Here is an 18,702-nt window from a genome sequence, read left to right as displayed (position 1 = left end):
GGCGATTCCCGGCGGGCCGGTGTGAATGCCCGGCAAGTTGGGAATACCGAACCGTCTTCGAGATGTTGCACCACGGTGAGTGCTTGGGTCACCGGGCTGTGTTCACGAGAGAGGAACCGACCACCGACCATGACCGATCCCCGCGATTCCATCGACGAGGTCGCTGCCGTCCCGACGGGTACCGCAGGTTTCGACGCCACGGGCGACGAACTGCTGATGCCGTCGTGGGACGAGCTGGTGCGCGAGCACGCCGACCGCGTCTATCGCCTGGCCTACCGGTTGTCGGGGAACCAGCACGACGCCGAGGATCTCACCCAGGAGACGTTCATCCGGGTGTTCCGGTCACTGTCCAACTACCGGCCCGGCACGTTCGAGGGCTGGCTGCACCGCATCACGACCAACCTGTTCCTCGACATGGTCCGTCGTCGCAACAAGATCCGCATGGAGGCGCTGCCGGAAGAGTACGACCGCGTGCCGGCCGAGACCCCCGACCCGCAGCAGGTGTACGACGCCGCGAACCTCGACCCGGATCTGCAGCGCGCCCTCGACTCGCTGGCACCGGAGTTCCGCGCAGCGGTCGTCCTGTGTGACATCGAGGGCTTGTCCTACGAGGAGATCGCGACCACGCTCGGCGTGAAGCTGGGTACCGTCCGCAGCCGCATCCACCGCGGCCGGCAGGCCATCCGCGATGCCCTCGCCGCACAGGGGCACACCAGCAGCCGTTCGGTTGCCGTCGGCGCCCGGGTCTGAGTGTCCGCCGTCGTTGCGCCGGATTCGGGAACCCTGCATCTCCGAGCGTCGTTGAGAAACTCGGATAAGCTTCACCACGCCGCGCACGTGCTGCGGTCGTGGGTCCCGGCAGCCGCCGCGGTCGATGGGTACCGTGGCAATCGGACCGGTGGCAATCGGACCGGTGGCAATCGGACCGGTTCTCGAGACCACTGATCACAGGGCCGGGGGCCGGAGATCCGATGCCGGAGAAGTGGCAGACTTCGAGGAGTTGCGGCGTGGACGTCGTGGAGAGGGGTGACCGACGATGACGGACGGTGATCGCGGGCGAGCGACGGGCAACGGTGCCCCCAACCTCCGTCGCCGGCGCTCCAATCTCGGCGCCGACCCGTGGACTCCCGCTCCCGCGTCGTTCCTCCCGAACCGCGGCTATCGCGAGCCCGGACGAGCAGGTGGCCGACGTTTTGCGCCCACCGAGCACCTGGCACCCGAAGCGGTCGCGGCCTTCGTCGACGGCGAACTCGGCATGTCGGCGCATGCGCGTGCATCGCACCACCTCGCGCTGTGCCCGGAATGCGTCTCGGCCGTCGAGGCCCAGTCGCTGGCCCGCACCCGGCTGCGCGAGTCGGGGCAGGTGTCCGTGCCCGCCTCGCTGCTCGGCCAGCTCTCGCAGATCCCGACCCGTGAGATCCATCTCGGCCCGGACGCCCCGACCGACGGCATCCCCAACGCCCGGAACCCGCTGAACGGGCGCAACCCGCTGATGCGGGCCACGACCAATCCCTTCGCCCGTGACGCCCGTGGGCGCAACATCCGTCGTCGGGGCCGGTGAACGTGGTCAACGGACCCGGACCGCACGACGAGCGGAACCCCGACACCGGTGAGGGCACCCCCGGGGCGGAGCACCCCGCCCTCCATGTCCCCGTCGACGACGGCCAGTTCGCGCGTCGCGAGACGCCGCCGCAGTCGCATCGGCTGACACCCGGCCGACGCCGGCACGTGCCCGTTTCGCCCGAGACCGCACAGGTCTTCGGCCGTCCCGACGGTGTGAGTGGATCGTTCGACACCACCGGCGAGACCGACTCGGTTCCGCAGCCGCAGGTCGCCCCACCCGACCCGGTGCTCGCCGAGGCCTTCGGGCGCCCGCCGGGCTCCGACGAAACCCTGCAGCGCGACCCGCTCGCCACCTACGGACAGCCCGAGGAGAAGCCCGAACCCGCCGATCCGTGGCGCGATCCCGAGGCTCCGGCCCGGCTCTCCGAACCTGCGCTGTCGGCGTCGGAGAAAGCACCGCCGACCGAACCCGCACCCAAGCTCGGTGTCCGGGATGTGCTGCTGGGCAGCCGGATCAGCTGGGTCGCGCTCGCGACACTCGCCGTGATCGCGCTGTTGATCGGAATCCTCGGAGGCCTGATGGGCCGCTGGACCGCCGAGGTCGCCGCGCCGCTGACCACCGACTCCGTCGAACTCGCCACCGACGACGCCGAAGGCGGGGCGCAACCCCGTTCGGCGATCGCCGGGGTCGCGCAGTCGGTGGAGAAGTCCGTGGTCGCGATCGACGTCCGTGCCTCCGGTGCGTATGCGACCGGTTCCGGCTTCCTCGTCGACAAGGCCGGCTACATCCTCACCAACAACCATGTCATCTCGATCGCGGCGAACGACAAGAGCGCCAAGCTCGAGGTGGTCTTCTTCGATCGGCAGCGCATCCCCGCGCGGATCGTGGGACGCGACCCGAAGACCGATCTCGCGGTGCTCAAGGTCGACAACGTGAAGAACCCCACCGTCTCGGTGCTCGGCAACTCCACCGATCTGCAGATCGGTGAGGAGGTCGTCGCGTTCGGCTCGCCACTCGGGCTCAACCGCACGGTGACCCATGGCATCGTCAGCGCCCTCAACCGCCCGGTGGCGCTGACCCCCGACGCGGAATCGGACACCGACGCGGTCATCGACGCCATCCAGACCGATGCCGCGATCAATCCGGGCAACTCGGGTGGCCCGCTGGTCAACGCCGACGGCAAGGTCGTGGGCATCAACACCGCCGGACGTCTCGGCGCAGGCGGCGGCTCGATCGGTCTCGGCTTCGCCATCCCGATCAACGACGCGAAGCCCATCGCCGAGGCCCTGATCCGCGACGGCAAGGTCAACCACCCGCAGATCGGCGTCAACGCCAGCTCGGTGCGAAACGAGCGTGTTCTGGGCGCCCAGGTCCGCAACGTCGTGGCCGGCGGGCCCGCCGAACGATCGGGTGTCCGGGAGAACGACGTCATCACGTCGTTCAACAATCGGCCCATCGAGAGCGCCGACGAGTTGAATGTCGCGATCCGTACCGCGAAGATCGGACAGGAAGTCCCGTTTGAGTACTGGCGGGACGGGCGCACGTTCAAGGGCACCATCACTCCCGCGAGCGACTGACGCGCTTGGCTTTCGACATGGACGAGACCGGGACGAGGTAGATGTTCAGCAGTATCGGATGGGGAGAGATCGCGATCCTCCTGGTCGCCGCGCTCGTGATCCTCGGACCGGAACGTCTGCCGGGGGCCGTGTCCTGGACCATGCAGTCGATCCGCAAGGTCCGCGACTACGCGACCGGCGCCACCAACCAGCTCAAGGAGGAACTCGGGCCCGAGTTCGAGGATCTCCGCAAGCCGCTGGCCGATCTGAACGAGTTGCGCGGCATGACCCCGCGTTCGCTGGTCACCAAGCATCTGCTCGACGGTGACGACTCGCTGTTCCGCCTCGGGGAGGACGCCACGACAGTCAACCGGAACAGCACGCCGTCCCCGCCGATCAAACCGGTGTCGGCGCCGCTGTCGATGGACAAGAACGGCTCGGACGGCGGTCAGACGCCGCGCGTCGACACCCCGAAGCCCGCCGGGGGAGAGCCGACCGGGCGCAAGAGCACCGGTCGTCCCTCGGTCGCGGACTGGGACGCCACGTAGGAACCGGCTCTCCCGCACCGACTCGCCCGGACTCCGACACGGACGCATACGAAACCGGCCGCCCGTGGGCGGCCGGTTTGCCGCCTTCCGGATCAGTCGTGCCGGACGGTGTCGAGCCCGAGGCTCATACCCGCGAGGCCGCGTTTGCGGACCGCGAGCTTCGCCGCGATCGCGCGCAGCGCCGAACCGGATGCCGACTCCGGCGCCGAGAGCACCACGGGCACACCCGAGTCGCCGCCCTCGCGCAACGCGGTCTCCAACGGGACCTGCCCGAGCAGCTCGACCTGGGCGCCCACCATGTGCGTGAGCCGGTCGGCGACCTTCTGTCCGCCACCCGAGCCGAACGGTTCCATCCGGGAGCCGTCGGGCAACTCCATCCAGGACATGTTCTCCACCACGCCCAGGATCTTCTGGCGGGTCTGCAGCGCGATCGCGCCGGCGCGCTCGGCGACCTCGGCGGCAGCCTGTTGCGGGGTGGTCACCACCAGGATCTCCGCGTTCGGGATCAGCTGCGCGATCGAGATGGCGACGTCGCCGGTGCCCGGCGGCAGATCGAGCAACAGGACATCGAGATCGCCCCAGTAGACATCGGCCAGGAACTGCTGCAACGCGCGGTGCAGCATCGGTCCGCGCCAGGTGACCGGGGTGTTGCCGTCGGTGAACTGCCCGATCGAGATGAATCGCACGCCGTGGCTGTTCGGCGGCATGATCATCCGCTCGACCTGGGTGGGCTTGGCGTCGCTGCCGAGCATGCGCGGCACCGAGTGGCCGTAGATGTCGGCGTCGAGGACACCCACGCTGAGCCCGCGCTCGGCGAGCGCGGCGGCGAGGTTGACGGTGACGCTGGACTTGCCGACACCACCCTTGCCGGACGCCACCGCGTAGACGCGGGTCAGCGACCCGGGCTGGGCGAACGGGATGACCGGCTCGGCCTTGTCTCCGCGCAGCTTCTTGCGCAGCTCGGTGCGCTGCTCGTCGTTCATCACGTCGAGCTCGACGCGCACCGCGCCGACACCGGGCACGTCGGCGACGGCGGTCTCCACACGCTTGGAGATCTCGGTGCGCATGGGGCAGCCGGACGTCGTCAGATAGATGGCGACGTCGACGCTCGCATCGTCGTTGACGGCGACCGACTTGACCATCCCGATGTCGGTGATGGGCTTGCCGATCTCGGGATCCTTGACCTTGCCCAGAGCGGCACGAACCGCCGATTCCGTGGGCGTGACTGGAGTTGTCATCTGTTCCAGACTACCGGCGGGAACCGCGGGGCCGGGTAGAGGTCCCGGCTCCGCCGTCGTGCCGCTGCGTCAGCGCGCCGGAACCGGGGTCGTCGCAGGTCCGGGCTGATTCCCCGGCACCTTCTTCGGGGCCTGCTGCGGCGCGGGCGCCTTCTTGGTCGGCGGCGGCGCCTGGCCGGGCAGGGTGATCGGCGGCAGGCACACGATGAAGCAGTCCTGCGGCGGAGGCGTCGGCTTGCGCACCGACGGCGGCGTGGACGACGGCGGCGGCGTCGACGAGGACGAACTCGAGGAGCTCGACGAGCTGGACTTCTTCTTCTTGGAACTCGACGCCAGGCGCTTGGCCTCCGGCACGGGGTTCGTCGGCATCACACCGGTCGCGTATGCGGACGCCCAGGTGAGGACGTTGACCACGTACTCCATCGAGTGGTTGTAGCGCAGGACCGCGGCAACCCGGGTGCCCTCGGCCATTATGTCCGTGACGCCGGCGCACAGGTAGCGGCCCGCCGAGTAAGTGGCGTCGAAGACGTTGTTCGGGTCGGCCTTGCCGTCGCCGTTGGCGTCGGAGCCCCACGCGGCCCACGTGCTCGGGATGAACTGCATCGGCCCGATGGCGCGGTCGTGCTCGGGGTCGCCGTCGAGGCGCCCGCCGTCGGTGTCCTTGATGACGGCGTTGCCGGCGAGCGATCCGTCGAGCACGGGCCCGGCGATCTGGTTGATCGTGGTGCCGTACTGGTCGACGGATCCGTTCGAGGCGTGGTTGGACTCGATGCGGCCGATGCCGGCGAGCAGGAACCACGGGAGCTTGCACTGCGGGCTCTCCGCGCCGACGCGGTTGGCCGCCAGTTTGTAGGCCTGCAGCACGATGCCGGGGATCCCGAGAGGCCCGGACGGCAGGTCGCTCGCGAGCCGGAACTGCGGCGCGATGGGCGCCGGCTTCTCCGGCGGCGGTGCGAAACCGAGGAGGGTGACCGGGCTGCCCGCGACCACGTCGGCGATGACGACCGGTTCGGTCGGCTCCGTGGGCGCGACGGCCAGGACTCCGTGGGCGCTCGACGCCGTCGTGCCCAGCACCATCGCGCCGACGAGACCACCGCCGACGACCACGGACGCGGCACGGCGGGGAAAGTGGAAGGGGCGGCGCGGGCCACGGCGGCGGCGCACGAGATCCAGCGGGCTCATCGGCGGCCGGTGTCCTGCTCGGGGCCCCGCGCGGGGTACCTGCCCGCGGGCGCCTCCACCCGCATCGCCGACGTCGTCGATCGTGTCGGACGGATCGCCGCCCGTTCCTGCCGCACCGAATGCACGTTCACATCAACTCCGTTGTCAACACACAACACGTCTGCCCCCGATTCGCCGTGGATTGCATGTCCCGGACCGTCTGTCGGCCCGAGAGCCGAGAGCGAATGTGCCGGCCGAATCACGGTGACGCGACACCGATCTCCGGCCAAACTGTGACCCACCATACATAGTGGGTCCGATGACCAGATGGCGAACTCGACATTTGATCACCGTCAGTGAATTCGTCGTCGAGACCCAGAGGGTTACCGACGCGAATTGATGGGACAGAAGTTACTGGAGTGACGTCACGAGACGGTCTCGATGTGGTGTGAGATAGCGCGCATCGACGTCGTCGCGGTGTGTCTTCACCTCCTCGGAACCGTGTCCCGTGCGCCGCATCAGGCGGCGTCCCGGTCGCGCCGTGTCCGGGTCAGTGGGACTTCTCGGCGGTGGCCTCGTCCTCGGACTCGCCCTTGTCTCGGGCGTTGAGGCGTTCGACGAGTTCGTCGAGCAGTTCGTCGAGTTCCCTGCGGAGGTAGTCGCGGGTGACGGTGTCGCCGACCGCGAGTCGCACCGCGGCGAGCTCGCGGGCCAGGAACTCGGTGTCGGCCTTCGTCTGGGCGGCGCGGGCCCGGTCCTCCTCGAGCGCGACGCGGTCGCGGTTCTCCTGGCGGTTCTGTGCCAGCAGGATCAGGGGAGCGGCGTAGGCCGCCTGCGTCGAGAACGCGAGGTTGAGCAGGATGAACGGATACGGGTCCCACCGGATCGCGACCGCCATCAGATTGAGGGCGATCCACACGACGACCACGACGGTCTGGATCGCCAGATAGCGGCCGGTGCCCAGGAAACGCGCGACCCGTTCGCTGTACATCCCGACGATGTCGGAGTCGAGATGGAACGAGAACCGGAACCGCCGGGTGCTGGGGGTGTCGAGCTTGCGGCCCTCGCTCATCGCAGCCGCACCCCGCCGGACTCGGGGTCGACGTCCTCGGGTTCGGTCTCGCGCCAGTCGCGGGGTAGCAGCTCGTCGAGCAGGTCGTCGACGCTGACGGCGCCGAGCAGGTGGCCCGTCTCGTCGACCACCGGGCCGCACACGAGGTTGTAGGTGGCGAAATAGCGGGTCATCGTCTCCAGGGAGTCCTCGGGTCGGAGGACGGCCAGGTCGGTGTCGAGGATGCCACCGACGAGATGGGCGGGCGGTTCGCGCAGCATCGCCTGCAGATGCACGCATCCGAGGTACTTGCCGGTCGGCGTCGACGTCGGGGGTCGCACGACGAACACGATGCTCGCCGCCGCGGGGGTGAGGTCGGGGTCCCGGACGCGGGCGAGGGCCTCGGCGATCGTCGTCGACGGACTGACGATGACCGGCTCGGTGGTCATCACACCGCCCGCGGTGTCGGGGGAGTGCAGCAGGAGTCGGCGGACCGGCTCGGACTCCTCGGGGTCCATCTCCTCCAGCAGCGCCTCGGCCTCGGTGTCGGGCAGCTCGCCGAGGAGGTCGGCGGCGTCGTCGGGGTCCATCTCCTCGAGGATGGTGACGGCGCGGTCGCGGCCGAGCGAGGTAAGCATCGCCTTCTGGTCGTCGGGCGGAAGCTCCTGGAGCACGTCGGCGAGCCGCTCGTCGTCGAGTGCGGACGCGATCTCGCCGCGACGCTTGGCGGGCAACTCGCGCAGCGCGTTGGCGACGTCGGCCGCGCGCATGCCCTCGAACTGCAGCAACGCCTGGGCGACACCCTGCCCGGGGAGGTTCAGCGAGCTCTGGGTGATGCCGTGCACGCTCGACCAGTCGACGACGTGGGTCTCGTGGCGGCGGCGCAGTCCGCGTCGGCCGGCGCGCACCGCGACGCGCGACACGACCCAGTCGCGGGTGCGGGTGCGCTCGATGCAGAGATCGACCACCGTCACGTCGGCGTCGGCGAGTTCGGGGAGATCGGGGTCGACCACGCGCACCCGGGTGTCGAGGATCTGGCCGATCGCCAGGGCCTCCCCGGGGCGCAGGTGCAGCCGGCGCAGGCTCACCGTTCCGGTGTTCAGGGTGACCGCCTGCGGCTCGATGTTGGTGACGCGCAGCATCGGCACGAAAATCCTTCGGCGCGTGGTCAGTTCGACCGCGAGCCCGAGTGCGCGCGGCTGCTGCCCGGACAGGCGGATGGAGACCACCACGTCACGGACGCGCCCGATGGATTCGCCATCGGGACCAAGGACGGCCAATCCGACTAATCTGGCCACGAAAACCTTGCTCGCCGACGACATGCAAGTAAGGGTAGTGCCAACACGACGGCCGACGGTCGCGGCCGCCGCCCGACCGTCATGGTCGACGTCGACTCCCACGGACGTCGACGCCGGAGACGCTTGAAGAAGGGGAGGTTCGACGAGATGACGAATCCCATGCGCCCGAACCGGGAGACTCCCGGACTGCCGACCCCGCCCAAGGGCTGGCCGATCGGTTCGTACGCGACGTACGCCGAGGCCCAGCGTGCGGTGGACTACCTGTCCGACCAGAACTTCACCGTGGAGGACGTGACGATCGTGGGTGTCGACCTGATGCAGGTCGAGCGCGTCATCGGACGCCTCACGTGGGGCAAGGTCATCGGCGGGGGCCTGGTGTCCGGTGCGTGGCTCGGCTTCTTCTTCGGATGCCTGGTGGCGTTGGTGTTCACCGGCAACCCGCTCGGGCCGATCATCGTCGGCCTGGTCGGCGGCATGATCTTCGGTGTGATCTCCGCGACGATCCCGTATGCCGCGACACGCGGCCAGCGGGACTTCGCGTCGACGATGCAGCTGGTCGCGGGGCGGTACGACGTCCTGTGCGACCCGAAAACCGCTGAAAAAGCACGCGACATGCTCGCGCGCCTCCAACCCTGATACCTTCGCGATTCGGACACGGCGCGATCACAATTCCCGGCGGAGTGGCACGCTCATGCCGAATGTGTTGCATGTCACGAATCGCGACGTATAGCGTTGCACCTCGGACGCTCACGGCGGAGCACCCGCTCGTGTTGCGCCGCGTACGACATCGAGGAGGCTGCGTGCGGAGCAGGGTCAGCACTGAGGTTTCGGGCCGCACCGGCCGATCCGGCAGCGCCGGGCGGTCGGGGAGCGGCCCGAAGGGTTCCCGAACCACAAGTCGCGTAAGGCGAAAGGTCGTTGCGGCCGCGGTGGCCGCGGCGGCGATCCTGCCCGTCGTCTCCGCCTGCGGGGCGGGATACGAAGCGGGCGTTCTCAATTTCTATCCGCCCGCCGACGGCGCCGACACCTTCGCCGCGATCGGCGACAAGTGCTCGGCGGAGTCCGGCGGCGCCTACAAGGTGGTCACGACCCCGCTTCCGAAGGGCGCCGACGACCAGCGTCTGCAGCTGGCGCGTCGCCTGGCGGGCAACGACTCCGGCCTCGACCTGATGGGCATGGACGTCGTGTGGACCGCCGAATTCGCCGACGCCGGTTGGATGGTCCCGGTCCCCGACAAGCTGGCCGCCGAGGTCGCGGCGCGGTCGCTGGGCGGTCCGCTCGACACCGCGACGTGGAAGACCGACGACGACGAGAACGAACGCCTGTACGCGATCCCGTTCTCCACCAACACCCAATTGCTCTGGTATCGCAAGGACGTCCTCGAGGACAAGGTCGGTCGCAAGCGGCCGGCCACGACCTGGGACGGCATGCTCGAGGACGCCCTCGTCAGCGGGCGCAACGGCGGACCGACCTACATCATGGTGCAGGGCCGGCAGTACGAGGGCCTGATGGTGTGGTTCAACTCGGTGCTCGTCAGCGCCGGTGGTCAGGTCGTCGACCCGCAGGACCCGGACAAGGTGACGCTCAACGACACCCCGGAGCACCGGGCCGCCACCGTCCGCGCGCTGCGCACCCTGAAGGCGGTCGCCACCGCGCCGGGGCACGATCCGTCGCTGACCAACTCCGACGAGGGCGCCGCGCGTCTCGGCATGGAGAGCGGCAGGGCGCTGTACGAGGTCAACTGGCCCTTCGTGTTCGCGGGCATGCGTGAGAACGCCGCCGCGGGCAGCGTGCCGTTCCTGGATCTGACCAAGTACGCGAACCTGTACGCCGATCCGTCGAATCCGCCGTCGGACCGCGACGTGATCCCGCTCAACCGCGAGATGCAGCAGGTCTTCGACTTCGCGCCGTACCCGGGCTTCGAGGGCCTGCCCGCCAAGACCACCCTCGGCGGCATCAACATCGCGGTCGCTAGCACGTCGAAGCAGAAGGACCTCGCCTGGCAGGCGGCCGAGTGCATCACCAACGAGGCGTCGCAGAAGATGTTCTCCCTGAACGCCGGTCCGCCGCCGGTCATCGAATCCATCTACGACGACGCCGACTTCCGCCTGGCCTACCCGATGGCGCAGGACATCAAGCGTCAGCTCGAACCCGAGCATGCCGCGGTTCGTCCGAAATCGCCTGACTATCAGGCGATCTCGACGCTCCTGCAGGCCAAGTTGAGCCCGGTCGGCGCCTGGGACCCGGAGACCCTGGTCGATGAGCTGGCCGACGCCGTCCAGAAGGCAATCAACGGGGAAGGGTTGATCCCGTGACCGACGAGAACACATCGGCCGGCACCGGCGGCGACGATTCCGGCAGCGAGTCGACGTTTCGCGCGGGCCGTCACGCGCTGCCCGACGACGCGCCGGCGCAGACCGGCCCCATCCCGATCGTCGGCGGACCGCCGCCGGTCCACTCCGCGGACCTGTGGAAGCCGCCACCGGGCGGACGCCACGAGCAACGCGCGGCGAGTGCCGCGGGCGGTTGGGGCGACCCGGCACCCGCAGGCGGCACGGCCGCCGGAGGGACCGCGGTGGCCGAGCGGCCGGTGAAGGAGAAGAAGGCCAAGCAGCCCAAGCGGAGTGAGGGCAAGAGCGCCGAACGCCGGCTGGCGTACTGGCTGATCGCCCCGGCAGCGCTGATGATGCTGCTCGTCACCGGGTATCCGATCATCTACGCGTTCTGGCTGTCGCTGAACAAGATGAGCCTGTCCGCGCCGGGCGAGCGCGAGTTCGTGTGGTTCTCCAACTACGCGACCGTGCTGTCCGACAGCTACTGGTGGACGGCGTTCTCGGTGACGCTGGGGATCACGATCGTGTCGGTGATCATCGAGTTCGTCCTCGGCATGGCCATCGCACTCGTGATGCATCGCACGATCTTCGGGCGCGGCACGATTCGGACGGTGGTTCTCATCCCGTACGGCATCGTCACCGTCGCCGCGGCGTTCTCCTGGTACTACGCCTGGACGCCCGGCACCGGCTACCTGGCGAACCTGCTGCCCGACGGCAGCGCGCCGCTGACCGAACAGTGGCCGTCGCTGGCGATCATCGTCCTCGCGGAGGTCTGGAAGACCACGCCGTTCATGGCGCTGCTGCTGCTGGCGGGTCTGGCCCTGGTGCCCGACGACCTGCTCAAGGCCGCCCAGGTCGACGGCGCGGGAGCGTGGACGAGGCTGTGGCGCATCATCCTTCCGCTGATGAAGCCCGCGATCCTGGTCGCGTTGCTGTTCCGCACGCTGGACGCGTTCCGCATCTTCGACAACATCTACGTGCTCACCCGCGGGTCCAACAGCACCTACTCGGTGTCGATGCTGGGCTACGACAACCTGTTCAAGGCGTTCAACCTGGGTGTGGGATCGGCGATCTCGATCCTGATCTTCGTGTGCGTGGCGTTGATCGCATTCGTGTTCATCAAGGGGTTCGGCACCGCCGCACCGGGTTCCGACGACGAGGGGAGGTAAGCCGGTGAACGCGAGCGGTAAATCCAAGGCCTGGTGGACGATCGCCAACATCCTGGTGATCCTGTATGCGCTCATCCCGCTGCTGTGGATCATCAGCCTGTCGTTCAAGCCCGCGTCGAGCGTGACCGACGGCAACTTCATCCCGCGGGAGTGGACCCTCGACAACTACAAGTCGATCTTCGACACCAGCGCCTTCACCTCGGCGCTGATCAACTCGATCGGCGTCGGCCTGATCACGACCCTGATCGCCGTCCTGCTCGGCACGATGGCCGCCTACGCCGTGGCACGCCTCGATTTCCCCGGCAAGAAGGTCCTCATCGGCGCGGCGCTGCTGATCGCGATGTTCCCGCAGATCTCGCTGGTGACACCGCTGTTCAACATCGAGCGCAGGCTCGGCCTGTTCGACACCTGGCCCGGCCTGATCCTGCCGTACATCACCTTCGCGCTGCCGTTGGCGATCTACACGCTGTCGGCGTTCTTCCGCGAGATCCCCTGGGAGCTCGAGAAGGCCGCCAAGATGGACGGCGCGACCCCGTTCCAGGCGTTCACCCGGGTGATCGCGCCGCTGGCCGCGCCCGGCGTGGTGACCGCGGCGATCCTGGTGTTCATCTTCGCCTGGAACGACCTGCTGCTGGCGTTGTCCCTGACGTCGACCGAACGCGCGATCACCGCGCCGGTGGCGATCGCGAACTTCACCGGCAGCTCTCAGTTCGAGGAACCGACGGGGTCGATCTCGGCCGCGGCGGTCGTCATCACGATCCCCATCATCATCTTCGTGCTCTTCTTCCAACGTCGAATCGTGGCCGGCCTGACATCCGGCGCCGTGAAGGGATAACCCATGGCAGACATCGTTCTGGACAAGGTCACCAAGAAGTACCCGGACGGCTCGGTCGCGGTCCACGAGATCGACATCGAGATCGCCGACGGCGAGTTCGTCATCCTGGTCGGGCCGTCGGGCTGTGGAAAGTCCACGACGCTCAACATGATCGCCGGGCTCGAGGACATCACCTCCGGCGAGTTGCGGATCGACGGCGAGCGCGTCAACGAGCGCGCCCCCAAGGACCGCGACATCGCCATGGTGTTCCAGAGCTACGCGCTCTACCCGCACATGACGGTCCGCGAGAACATCGCGTTCCCGCTGACGCTGCAGAAGCTGCCGAAGGACCAGATCGCGGCGAAGGTCGAGGAGGCCGCCCGCATCCTCGACCTCGGCCAGTACCTCGACCGCAAGCCGGCCAACCTCTCCGGTGGCCAGCGCCAGCGTGTCGCGATGGGTCGCGCGATCGTGCGCTCGCCCAAGGCATTCCTGATGGACGAGCCGCTGTCGAATCTCGACGCGAAGCTGCGTGTGCAGATGCGCACCGAGATCGCGCAGCTACAGCAGCGGCTGGGCACCACCACCGTCTACGTCACGCACGACCAGACCGAGGCGATGACCCTCGGCGACCGTGTCGTCGTGCTGCGCGGCGGCCACGTCCAGCAGATCGGCACCCCGCAGGAGCTGTACAACAATCCGGCCAATGTGTTCGTCGCCGGCTTCATCGGCTCGCCCGCGATGAACTTCCTGTCCGGCCGCCTCGGCAGCGAGGGCATCGAGACCGCGATCGGCACGATCAGGCTCGACGACCATCGTGCGGTGCTGTCGCGGGCCGGTGATGTCGGCAGCAGCGGTGACGTGCTGGTCGGCATCCGTCCCGAGCACATCGAGGACGCCGCCCTCGTCGACCCGACCACGCGCGCGCAGGGCGCGACGTTCACCGCGACCATCGAGGTTCTCGAGTCGATGGGCTCGGACATCTACGCCTACTTCGGGATCGGCTCGGCCAACCGGGCGTCGAGCGACGCGCTCGCCGAGCTTTCGGCCGACTCGGGTGCGGACCTCGGCGGAAGCCAGTTGATCGCGCGCCTGTCGCCGGACTCGAAGGTGACCCGCGGTTCGACCGCCGAGCTGTTCTACGACGCGTCGAAGGTCGCGATCTTCGACCAGAGCTCGGGCGAGTCGCTCCGCCGCCGCTGACACCCGAGCACCCGCGAAATCGCTACTTTGCGACAGAATCGCGAGTTTCGGCTCGCGATTCTGTTGTGTGAGCAGCGATACGGGTGAGGGTCTGGGGCTCCGGGCTAACGGCGGCCACGGCGGGAGTGGTCGCGCAGTTCGTCGAAGATCTTCTCGTCCCAGATGTGCTTGCGCACCAATCGGTACCGCTCGCACGCCAGCCACAGGTAGAGCTCGGCGTCGCTCTCGAGATCGTCGCGGATGCCGGCGCGCCGGGCCATCCGCACCACGGGCAGGAACTCCTCGCCGAACCAGCGGCGCGCGACCTCGGTGCGGCTGAGGAACTCGCCGATCTCCTGACTGAGCCGAAACCCCCACGCCTCGACGTTCTCGGCGAGCTCGGCGTAGTCGAACGGATCGGTCAGCCGGATCGCCTCGGCCTGCGATCCCTCCAGGGGCACACGCGACAGGAAAAGCCGCCGGTGGTCCTTGAGGATCAGGTCCGACGGCGCGTTGATGCCCTCGGGAGAGATGCGGGTGTGGATCTCCGTGACGTAGGCGTCGATGGTGCGGTACCCGCGGGCGATCGCGATCGACACCCGGTGGTGACCGTCGATGACGAAGTGCATCTGCCCGATGCGGTACAGCTGCACCGGTGGCATGGACTCGCCTCGACGCTGTGCCGCGGCGAGCCGCTGCCACCGCTCGCGCACCCGCGACGAGGTGGGCCGGAAGTAGCGGTCGAAATCCTTGGTGCGGTCGACGCTTCCGACGATCGTCGACACCTCGACGACCTGCAGACCGAGGACGGTCTTGCCGGTGACGCCCAGCGCCGCGCAGACCTCGTCGAACGGGAGGATGGCGTTTATGTCGGCCGGCTGACGCGTGAACCACTGTGCGAGACGGGCGCGTTCGGCCTGACGGCGTAGCCGCGCGAAGTCGTTCTCCGCGTCGGCCTCGGGAAAACCGGTGTCACGCGCCATGCCTGCGCCTCACGATCTCGACCCTCCTGGTCACGGGATCGATGTCGAACTGACAGTATCCGACGACGTTCATCGAGGTGGTCTCCTCGCCGATCGGCAGGTCGGCCGGGCAGTCGCCGTACGGGTGGATGTGGCCGTGCACCAGCAGCCGCGGCCGCAGTGCATGGACGAGCCCGTGGAAACAGTCGAAGCCGCGGTGCGGTGCGTCGTCCCGGTCCCCGACGCCGCGGGCCGGGCTGTGGGTGAGGAGGATGTGGGTACCGCCGCCCTCGGAGGCCCACGACGTCGCCCGACGGAGCGCGTTGCGGCACCGCAGGCGCGTCGACCGCAGGCGCTGCTGGATGTCGGTGTACTGGTTGGACCCGCCGTTGTAGCGGCGGGACCCGCCGAGCCCGGCGATGCGCAGCCCGGCGACGGTGACGGTCCGGCCGTCGGCGTTGATCGCGCCGGACGGGCCCGGATCGTCGGCGGGCAGCCCCGCGCGGGTCCACCCGGTGCGGCCGCGACGGTATCCGCTGAGGTCGCGGTCGTGGTTTCCGGGCACGAACACGCACGGGGCGTCGCACAGTTCGGAGAGCACCTCCAGGTATTCGAAGGGCAGGTCGCCGGCTCCGAGGATGAGGTCGGGACGCCCCTCGATGCCGACGCCGAAGGTGAGCGACTCCACCACCTCGTCGGCCACCGCGAGAACCCGGACCATGGCACCAGGCTAGACGAGCCGCTCGGGCCGGTGGTGCGGCTCGGTAGCCTGTCGGACGTGAGTGACTCGGTGCCCGACATGGTCGGGAAGTACCTCAAGGACCGGCTCGGCGTCGAACCCCAGCGGGCGTCGGTGACCTTCCTGGGCGTGGAACCGATCGACGTCCTGCGGTTCGTGGTCGGCGACGCCGGTCCCGAGGAACTGGTGTACGTGACGTCCGGGTGTGCGCGGCACCCGATGACCGATCCGAACGACCTCCACGCCGACCCGGTCCGCGGACCCCGCGCCGAGGTGGTCGTGCGGCTGCGGCCGGACAGCCCTCTGCCCGGTCTCCACAAGCGGATGGCGACACTGGCCGCCGCCCCGGCGGTGGAAGGCCTCATCCTCGCCCCCGACGCACTCGTCGACCTCGGCGAACCGCTGTGGGACGGGTCGTCGTGCACCGCGGTGCTTCTCACCGACGACGAGCTCGGCGAGGTGGGATTGCCCGACCCGATGGACCCGGTGCGTTTCCTGCGCGCCATCCCGATCACCGCCAACGAGGCCGCCTGGGTGCGGCTCAAGGGTGCCGACGCCCTGCGCGAGGCGTGGCGGGAGGCCGGGATCGACGTCACCGCACCCAACCGCGCCTCCGCCGGCCACGTCTGACGATTCGACGAGAACGTCTCGCCGGGTTTCCCGCGACCCCGTCCGGGGTACCGACACCACGGGGCGAGTGCCCCGCTGGTGACGGCGCGGTCGGAAGGCGGACGAGATGACACGGCGAGACGATGCACGCGGTACGGCGGTGGTCCGATGACGGTGACCTCCATGCAGCCGCTCGCACTGACCCGGCCGAAGGCCGCCACCAGACCGGTCGCGGCCACGGTCTATCTGCCCCAGCAGGACACCGAACTGCTCGTCGACACCCTGCGAGAGCGTGGCGTCGACGGGGCGCGGGTCCTCGATCTGTGCACCGGCAGCGGCGCGGTCGCCATCGCGGCCGCACGACTCGGCGCCGCCGAGGTCACCGCGGTCGATGCGTCGGCCGCCGCGGTCGAGTACGCGACGAACAACGCGGAACGCGCGGGCGTGTCCGTCGACGTGCAACTCGGCGACCTCCGACGCCACGAGGGACGCTACGACATCGTCACCTGCAATCCGCCTTACGTGCCGACGCCCCCCGCCGACGACCCGCAGTACCACCCGGACGGCCCGTCCCACGCGTGGGACGCCGGCATCGACGGGCGTGCAGTGCTCGACCCGTTGTGTGCTCGCGCTGCCGAGCTGCTCGTCCCCGGCGGCAGGCTGGTGCTGGTGCACTCGGAGTTCGCCGACGAGGAGAAGTCCCTGCGGAGTCTCCGCTCCGGCGGACTCGACGCCGACATCGTCGACGAACGGGTGATCCCGTTCGGTCCGGTGATGACCGCCCGCGCCCGCTGGCTCGAGGAACAGGGGCTTCTCGAACCCGGATGTCGCGTCGAGCGGCTGGTCGCGATCGTCGCGGTCGCACCCGAAGACGCTGCGCCGCGGGCGGCGAAGGACCACACTGGGCATACGCCGTCATGACGGTGGAAGGCGTCATGACCGACGCGACCCTGTCCGCCGAGACCCACCCGGCCGACGGAACCCGACTGCCCGACGAAACCCAGAGGACCGCGACCGTGGACGAGACCCCGGCCCCCGGCGCCGACCGCCGACGTGTGCGCGTCGTGCGAGGCGGGCCGGTGCTGGTCGAGGGGCCCGTCGACATCGAACTACCCGACGGCTGTCACGTCCGGTCCGACCGGTTCATGGTCGCGGTGTGCGCATGTGGACGCAGCAAGAACTACCCGCTGTGCGACACGAGTCATCGCAAGCGGAGGCGCCGGGTGGTGTGACGCCCCGCGCTCTCCCGGGGGACGAGGCTGCCGGAGACATGAAGGAGGCGAGCCGCGAACGGCGGACCCGATGGGTCGGCCGTTCGCGGCTCGCCTCGTTGACCCGGCCGTCTCGACCCGGGCGAGGGGGAGCACGTGCTCAAATTCCCGGGAATGCGCTCTCGCCGCGCTCCCAGGCACCCATCACATGAGCGTCGAGAGCGTCTTCGACGAACAGGAACGCACGGATCCCGAAGATCACGTCGGCCTCGGCACTCGGATCGGACCGGACGAGATCGCCCACGACGTCGGTGCGCAGGATCTGCTCGTGGACCGCGTCGGCCTCGACGTGCTCACGGTAGAAGTGGCGGCATGCCTCCGGGGCATCGAGTCGTTCCAGGCCGGCGAGCAGTCGCTGTGACCCGGGTGGCGAGGTGATCTCGGTGGCGGCCAGGTGACCCACCGCCGCACCGCGGTAACGGCGGTGGAGACCGAAGAGCGACATGAGATTCACCGGCGTCAGTGCGACGCCGGGCACGGTGTCGAGGTAGGCGAGGTATTCCGCCGACAGATCGGCCGCGCGGAGCAGGTCCGCGAACAGCTCCTGGTGCACGGCCTTGCCTCGCCCGGACCCGAATTCGTCGAATTCCACTGCGACATAGGCGGCCTTCGCATGACCCCGAAGTCGCGGGATCGCCCAGGCATGGGGATCGGCCTCCTTGAGGTGATAGAGCGACCGCAGCGCGAACATCTGGCGGTACTGGTCCCAGGTCCCGTTGTCGCGCAGGTGGTACGACGCGCCGTCGCCGTCGGGGTCCTCGATGCACAGGTCGTCCATCACGTCCTCGACGTCCTCGTCGGATGCCGGGACGTCACGGTGTAGCGCGTTGCGGAACCGGCTCTCGAGGGCGCCGCGCAACGACACCAGCGTGGGGTTCCACTCCCAGTCGACATCGGCGTCGGCGAATCCGACGTAGTGGATCTCGTAGCAGAGGTACAACGCGAGCTGGAGGTCCTCACCGTAGGGGTCGGCCTCGTCGAGGACGCGGCTGTCGAGGTCGGGGACGGTCGCCGCCGCCGGGTCGCCGCGCAGCAGGTCGATCACGGCCTGCGACAGTGGTCCGCGGGCGCGTGGCAGCGTCGGCACACGGAACACCTCGGTTGTCGGATCGGAAACGACCGAACTCGCTGCCACCAGCACTCCTCCCGGTTGGTCCGCCCAACCCCGACGTGGGTCGCGGCAGAGTCTCCGATTACCCGATCGGAC

19 protein-coding genes are annotated in these 18,702 nt (G+C 69.0%); 12 read left to right on the top strand and 7 right to left on the bottom strand.

Annotated elements, in window-relative coordinates:
- Positions 1-129 precede the first annotated feature (129 nt).
- From sigE to tatB, 4 genes are all read left to right on the top strand, one after another.
- Positions 130-750: an RNA polymerase sigma factor SigE gene (gene sigE / locus ABFT43_RS09860; protein ID WP_347960175.1), complete on the top strand. Its 621-nt coding sequence runs from the start codon at positions 130-132 to the stop codon at positions 748-750.
- 286 nt (positions 751-1,036) lie between these two features.
- Positions 1,037-1,561, top strand: coding sequence for a hypothetical protein (locus ABFT43_RS09855; RefSeq protein ID WP_347960174.1), 525 nt, complete (start codon positions 1,037-1,039; stop codon positions 1,559-1,561).
- Positions 1,558-3,141 carry a trypsin-like peptidase domain-containing protein gene (locus tag ABFT43_RS09850; protein ID WP_457590131.1) on the top strand — a complete coding sequence of 528 codons (1,584 nt, stop codon included), beginning with the start codon at positions 1,558-1,560 and terminating at the stop codon, positions 3,139-3,141. Before ABFT43_RS09855 ends, ABFT43_RS09850 begins: the two co-directional genes overlap by 4 nt.
- Before the next feature lie 41 nt (positions 3,142-3,182).
- Positions 3,183-3,668 carry a Sec-independent protein translocase protein TatB gene (gene tatB, locus ABFT43_RS09845; protein ID WP_347960171.1) on the top strand — a complete coding sequence of 162 codons (486 nt, stop codon included), beginning with the start codon at positions 3,183-3,185 and terminating at the stop codon, positions 3,666-3,668.
- 92 nt (positions 3,669-3,760) lie between these two features.
- On the opposite strand, the gene ABFT43_RS09840 is transcribed toward tatB, so the two are convergent.
- The 4 genes from ABFT43_RS09840 to ABFT43_RS09825 form a co-directional block, all read right to left on the bottom strand.
- Positions 3,761-4,906 (bottom strand): Mrp/NBP35 family ATP-binding protein, encoded by a 1,146-nt coding sequence (locus tag ABFT43_RS09840; RefSeq protein WP_347960170.1) that lies wholly within the window; start codon positions 4,904-4,906, stop codon positions 3,761-3,763.
- 69 nt (positions 4,907-4,975) lie between these two features.
- On the bottom strand, positions 4,976-6,088 hold the full coding sequence (locus tag ABFT43_RS09835) for a lytic transglycosylase domain-containing protein (RefSeq protein WP_347960169.1): 1,113 nt from the start codon (positions 6,086-6,088) through the stop codon (positions 4,976-4,978).
- A gap of 529 nt (positions 6,089-6,617) precedes the next feature.
- A complete protein-coding gene (locus ABFT43_RS09830) occupies positions 6,618-7,139 on the bottom strand; it encodes a DUF1003 domain-containing protein (RefSeq protein ID WP_347960168.1) in 522 nt (173 codons plus the stop codon).
- A complete protein-coding gene (locus ABFT43_RS09825) occupies positions 7,136-8,440 on the bottom strand; it encodes a magnesium transporter MgtE N-terminal domain-containing protein (RefSeq protein WP_347960167.1) in 1,305 nt (434 codons plus the stop codon). The genes ABFT43_RS09830 and ABFT43_RS09825 overlap by 4 nt, the downstream gene beginning before the upstream one ends.
- 123 nt (positions 8,441-8,563) lie before the next feature.
- Between ABFT43_RS09825 and ABFT43_RS09820 the strand changes: the two genes are divergently transcribed.
- The 5 genes from ABFT43_RS09820 to ABFT43_RS09800 all read left to right on the top strand — a co-directional run bounded on the left by ABFT43_RS09820 (position 8,564) and on the right by ABFT43_RS09800 (position 13,935).
- Positions 8,564-9,052 (top strand): general stress protein, encoded by a 489-nt coding sequence (locus tag ABFT43_RS09820; RefSeq protein WP_347960166.1) that lies wholly within the window; start codon positions 8,564-8,566, stop codon positions 9,050-9,052.
- Between the two features lie 293 nt (positions 9,053-9,345).
- Complete coding sequence (locus ABFT43_RS09815) at positions 9,346-10,731, top strand: extracellular solute-binding protein (RefSeq protein ID WP_347960165.1); 1,386 nt, start codon at positions 9,346-9,348, stop codon at positions 10,729-10,731.
- Positions 10,728-11,918 (top strand): carbohydrate ABC transporter permease, encoded by a 1,191-nt coding sequence (locus ABFT43_RS09810; protein WP_347960164.1) that lies wholly within the window; start codon positions 10,728-10,730, stop codon positions 11,916-11,918. The genes ABFT43_RS09815 and ABFT43_RS09810 overlap by 4 nt, the downstream gene beginning before the upstream one ends.
- A 4-nt stretch (positions 11,919-11,922) precedes the next feature.
- The gene (locus ABFT43_RS09805; protein ID WP_347960163.1) at positions 11,923-12,753 is read left to right on the top strand and encodes a carbohydrate ABC transporter permease; all 831 of its coding nucleotides are present in this window, start codon (positions 11,923-11,925) and stop codon (positions 12,751-12,753) included.
- Positions 12,754-12,756: 3 nt separating this feature from the next.
- Positions 12,757-13,935 carry an ABC transporter ATP-binding protein gene (locus ABFT43_RS09800; RefSeq protein ID WP_347960162.1) on the top strand — a complete coding sequence of 393 codons (1,179 nt, stop codon included), beginning with the start codon at positions 12,757-12,759 and terminating at the stop codon, positions 13,933-13,935.
- 104 nt (positions 13,936-14,039) lie between these two features.
- Here the strand turns inward: ABFT43_RS09800 and ABFT43_RS09795 are convergent, their stop codons facing one another.
- Positions 14,040-14,897 carry a chromosome partitioning protein ParB gene (locus ABFT43_RS09795; protein WP_347960161.1) on the bottom strand — a complete coding sequence of 286 codons (858 nt, stop codon included), beginning with the start codon at positions 14,895-14,897 and terminating at the stop codon, positions 14,040-14,042.
- Positions 14,887-15,597 (bottom strand): metallophosphoesterase family protein, encoded by a 711-nt coding sequence (locus ABFT43_RS09790; RefSeq protein ID WP_347960160.1) that lies wholly within the window; start codon positions 15,595-15,597, stop codon positions 14,887-14,889. Before ABFT43_RS09790 ends, ABFT43_RS09795 begins: the two co-directional genes overlap by 11 nt.
- 57 nt (positions 15,598-15,654) lie before the next feature.
- On the opposite strand from ABFT43_RS09790, the gene ABFT43_RS09785 reads away from it, so the two are divergent.
- The 3 genes from ABFT43_RS09785 to ABFT43_RS09775 all read left to right on the top strand — a co-directional run bounded on the left by ABFT43_RS09785 (position 15,655) and on the right by ABFT43_RS09775 (position 17,456).
- Complete coding sequence (locus ABFT43_RS09785; RefSeq protein ID WP_347960159.1) at positions 15,655-16,245, top strand: suppressor of fused domain protein; 591 nt, start codon at positions 15,655-15,657, stop codon at positions 16,243-16,245.
- 147 nt (positions 16,246-16,392) lie between these two features.
- Positions 16,393-17,145: a HemK2/MTQ2 family protein methyltransferase gene (locus tag ABFT43_RS09780; RefSeq protein ID WP_457590130.1), complete on the top strand. Its 753-nt coding sequence runs from the start codon at positions 16,393-16,395 to the stop codon at positions 17,143-17,145.
- Between the two features lie 95 nt (positions 17,146-17,240).
- Positions 17,241-17,456, top strand: coding sequence for a CDGSH iron-sulfur domain-containing protein (locus tag ABFT43_RS09775; RefSeq protein ID WP_347960440.1), 216 nt, complete (start codon positions 17,241-17,243; stop codon positions 17,454-17,456).
- Between the two features lie 139 nt (positions 17,457-17,595).
- On the opposite strand, the gene ABFT43_RS09770 is transcribed toward ABFT43_RS09775, so the two are convergent.
- Positions 17,596-18,630, bottom strand: coding sequence for an iron-containing redox enzyme family protein (locus ABFT43_RS09770; RefSeq protein WP_347960158.1), 1,035 nt, complete (start codon positions 18,628-18,630; stop codon positions 17,596-17,598).
- Positions 18,631-18,702: the final 72 nt, after the last annotated feature.

This window comes from Gordonia aurantiaca (genome assembly GCF_039939235.1).
In the GTDB taxonomy this organism is placed as follows: Bacteria; Actinomycetota; Actinomycetes; order Mycobacteriales; family Mycobacteriaceae; genus Gordonia.
Note: the sequence above shows the minus strand (reverse complement) of the source record. Positions and strands in the feature narration are given on the sequence as shown.

Coding starts and splice junctions, on each gene's coding strand:
- sigE (WP_347960175.1), top strand. CDS start 130: ATGACCGATCCCCGCGATTCCATCGACGAGGTCGCTGCCGTCCCGACG.
- ABFT43_RS09855 (WP_347960174.1), top strand. CDS start 1,037: ATGACGGACGGTGATCGCGGGCGAGCGACGGGCAACGGTGCCCCCAAC.
- tatB (WP_347960171.1), top strand. CDS start 3,183: ATGTTCAGCAGTATCGGATGGGGAGAGATCGCGATCCTCCTGGTCGCC.
- ABFT43_RS09840 (WP_347960170.1), bottom strand. CDS start 4,906: ATGACAACTCCAGTCACGCCCACGGAATCGGCGGTTCGTGCCGCTCTG.
- ABFT43_RS09835 (WP_347960169.1), bottom strand. CDS start 6,088: ATGAGCCCGCTGGATCTCGTGCGCCGCCGCCGTGGCCCGCGCCGCCCC.
- ABFT43_RS09830 (WP_347960168.1), bottom strand. CDS start 7,139: ATGAGCGAGGGCCGCAAGCTCGACACCCCCAGCACCCGGCGGTTCCGG.
- ABFT43_RS09825 (WP_347960167.1), bottom strand. CDS start 8,440: ATGTCGTCGGCGAGCAAGGTTTTCGTGGCCAGATTAGTCGGATTGGCC.
- ABFT43_RS09820 (WP_347960166.1), top strand. CDS start 8,564: ATGACGAATCCCATGCGCCCGAACCGGGAGACTCCCGGACTGCCGACC.
- ABFT43_RS09800 (WP_347960162.1), top strand. CDS start 12,757: ATGGCAGACATCGTTCTGGACAAGGTCACCAAGAAGTACCCGGACGGC.
- ABFT43_RS09795 (WP_347960161.1), bottom strand. CDS start 14,897: ATGGCGCGTGACACCGGTTTTCCCGAGGCCGACGCGGAGAACGACTTC.
- ABFT43_RS09790 (WP_347960160.1), bottom strand. CDS start 15,597: ATGGTCCGGGTTCTCGCGGTGGCCGACGAGGTGGTGGAGTCGCTCACC.
- ABFT43_RS09780 (WP_457590130.1), top strand. CDS start 16,393: ATGACGGTGACCTCCATGCAGCCGCTCGCACTGACCCGGCCGAAGGCC.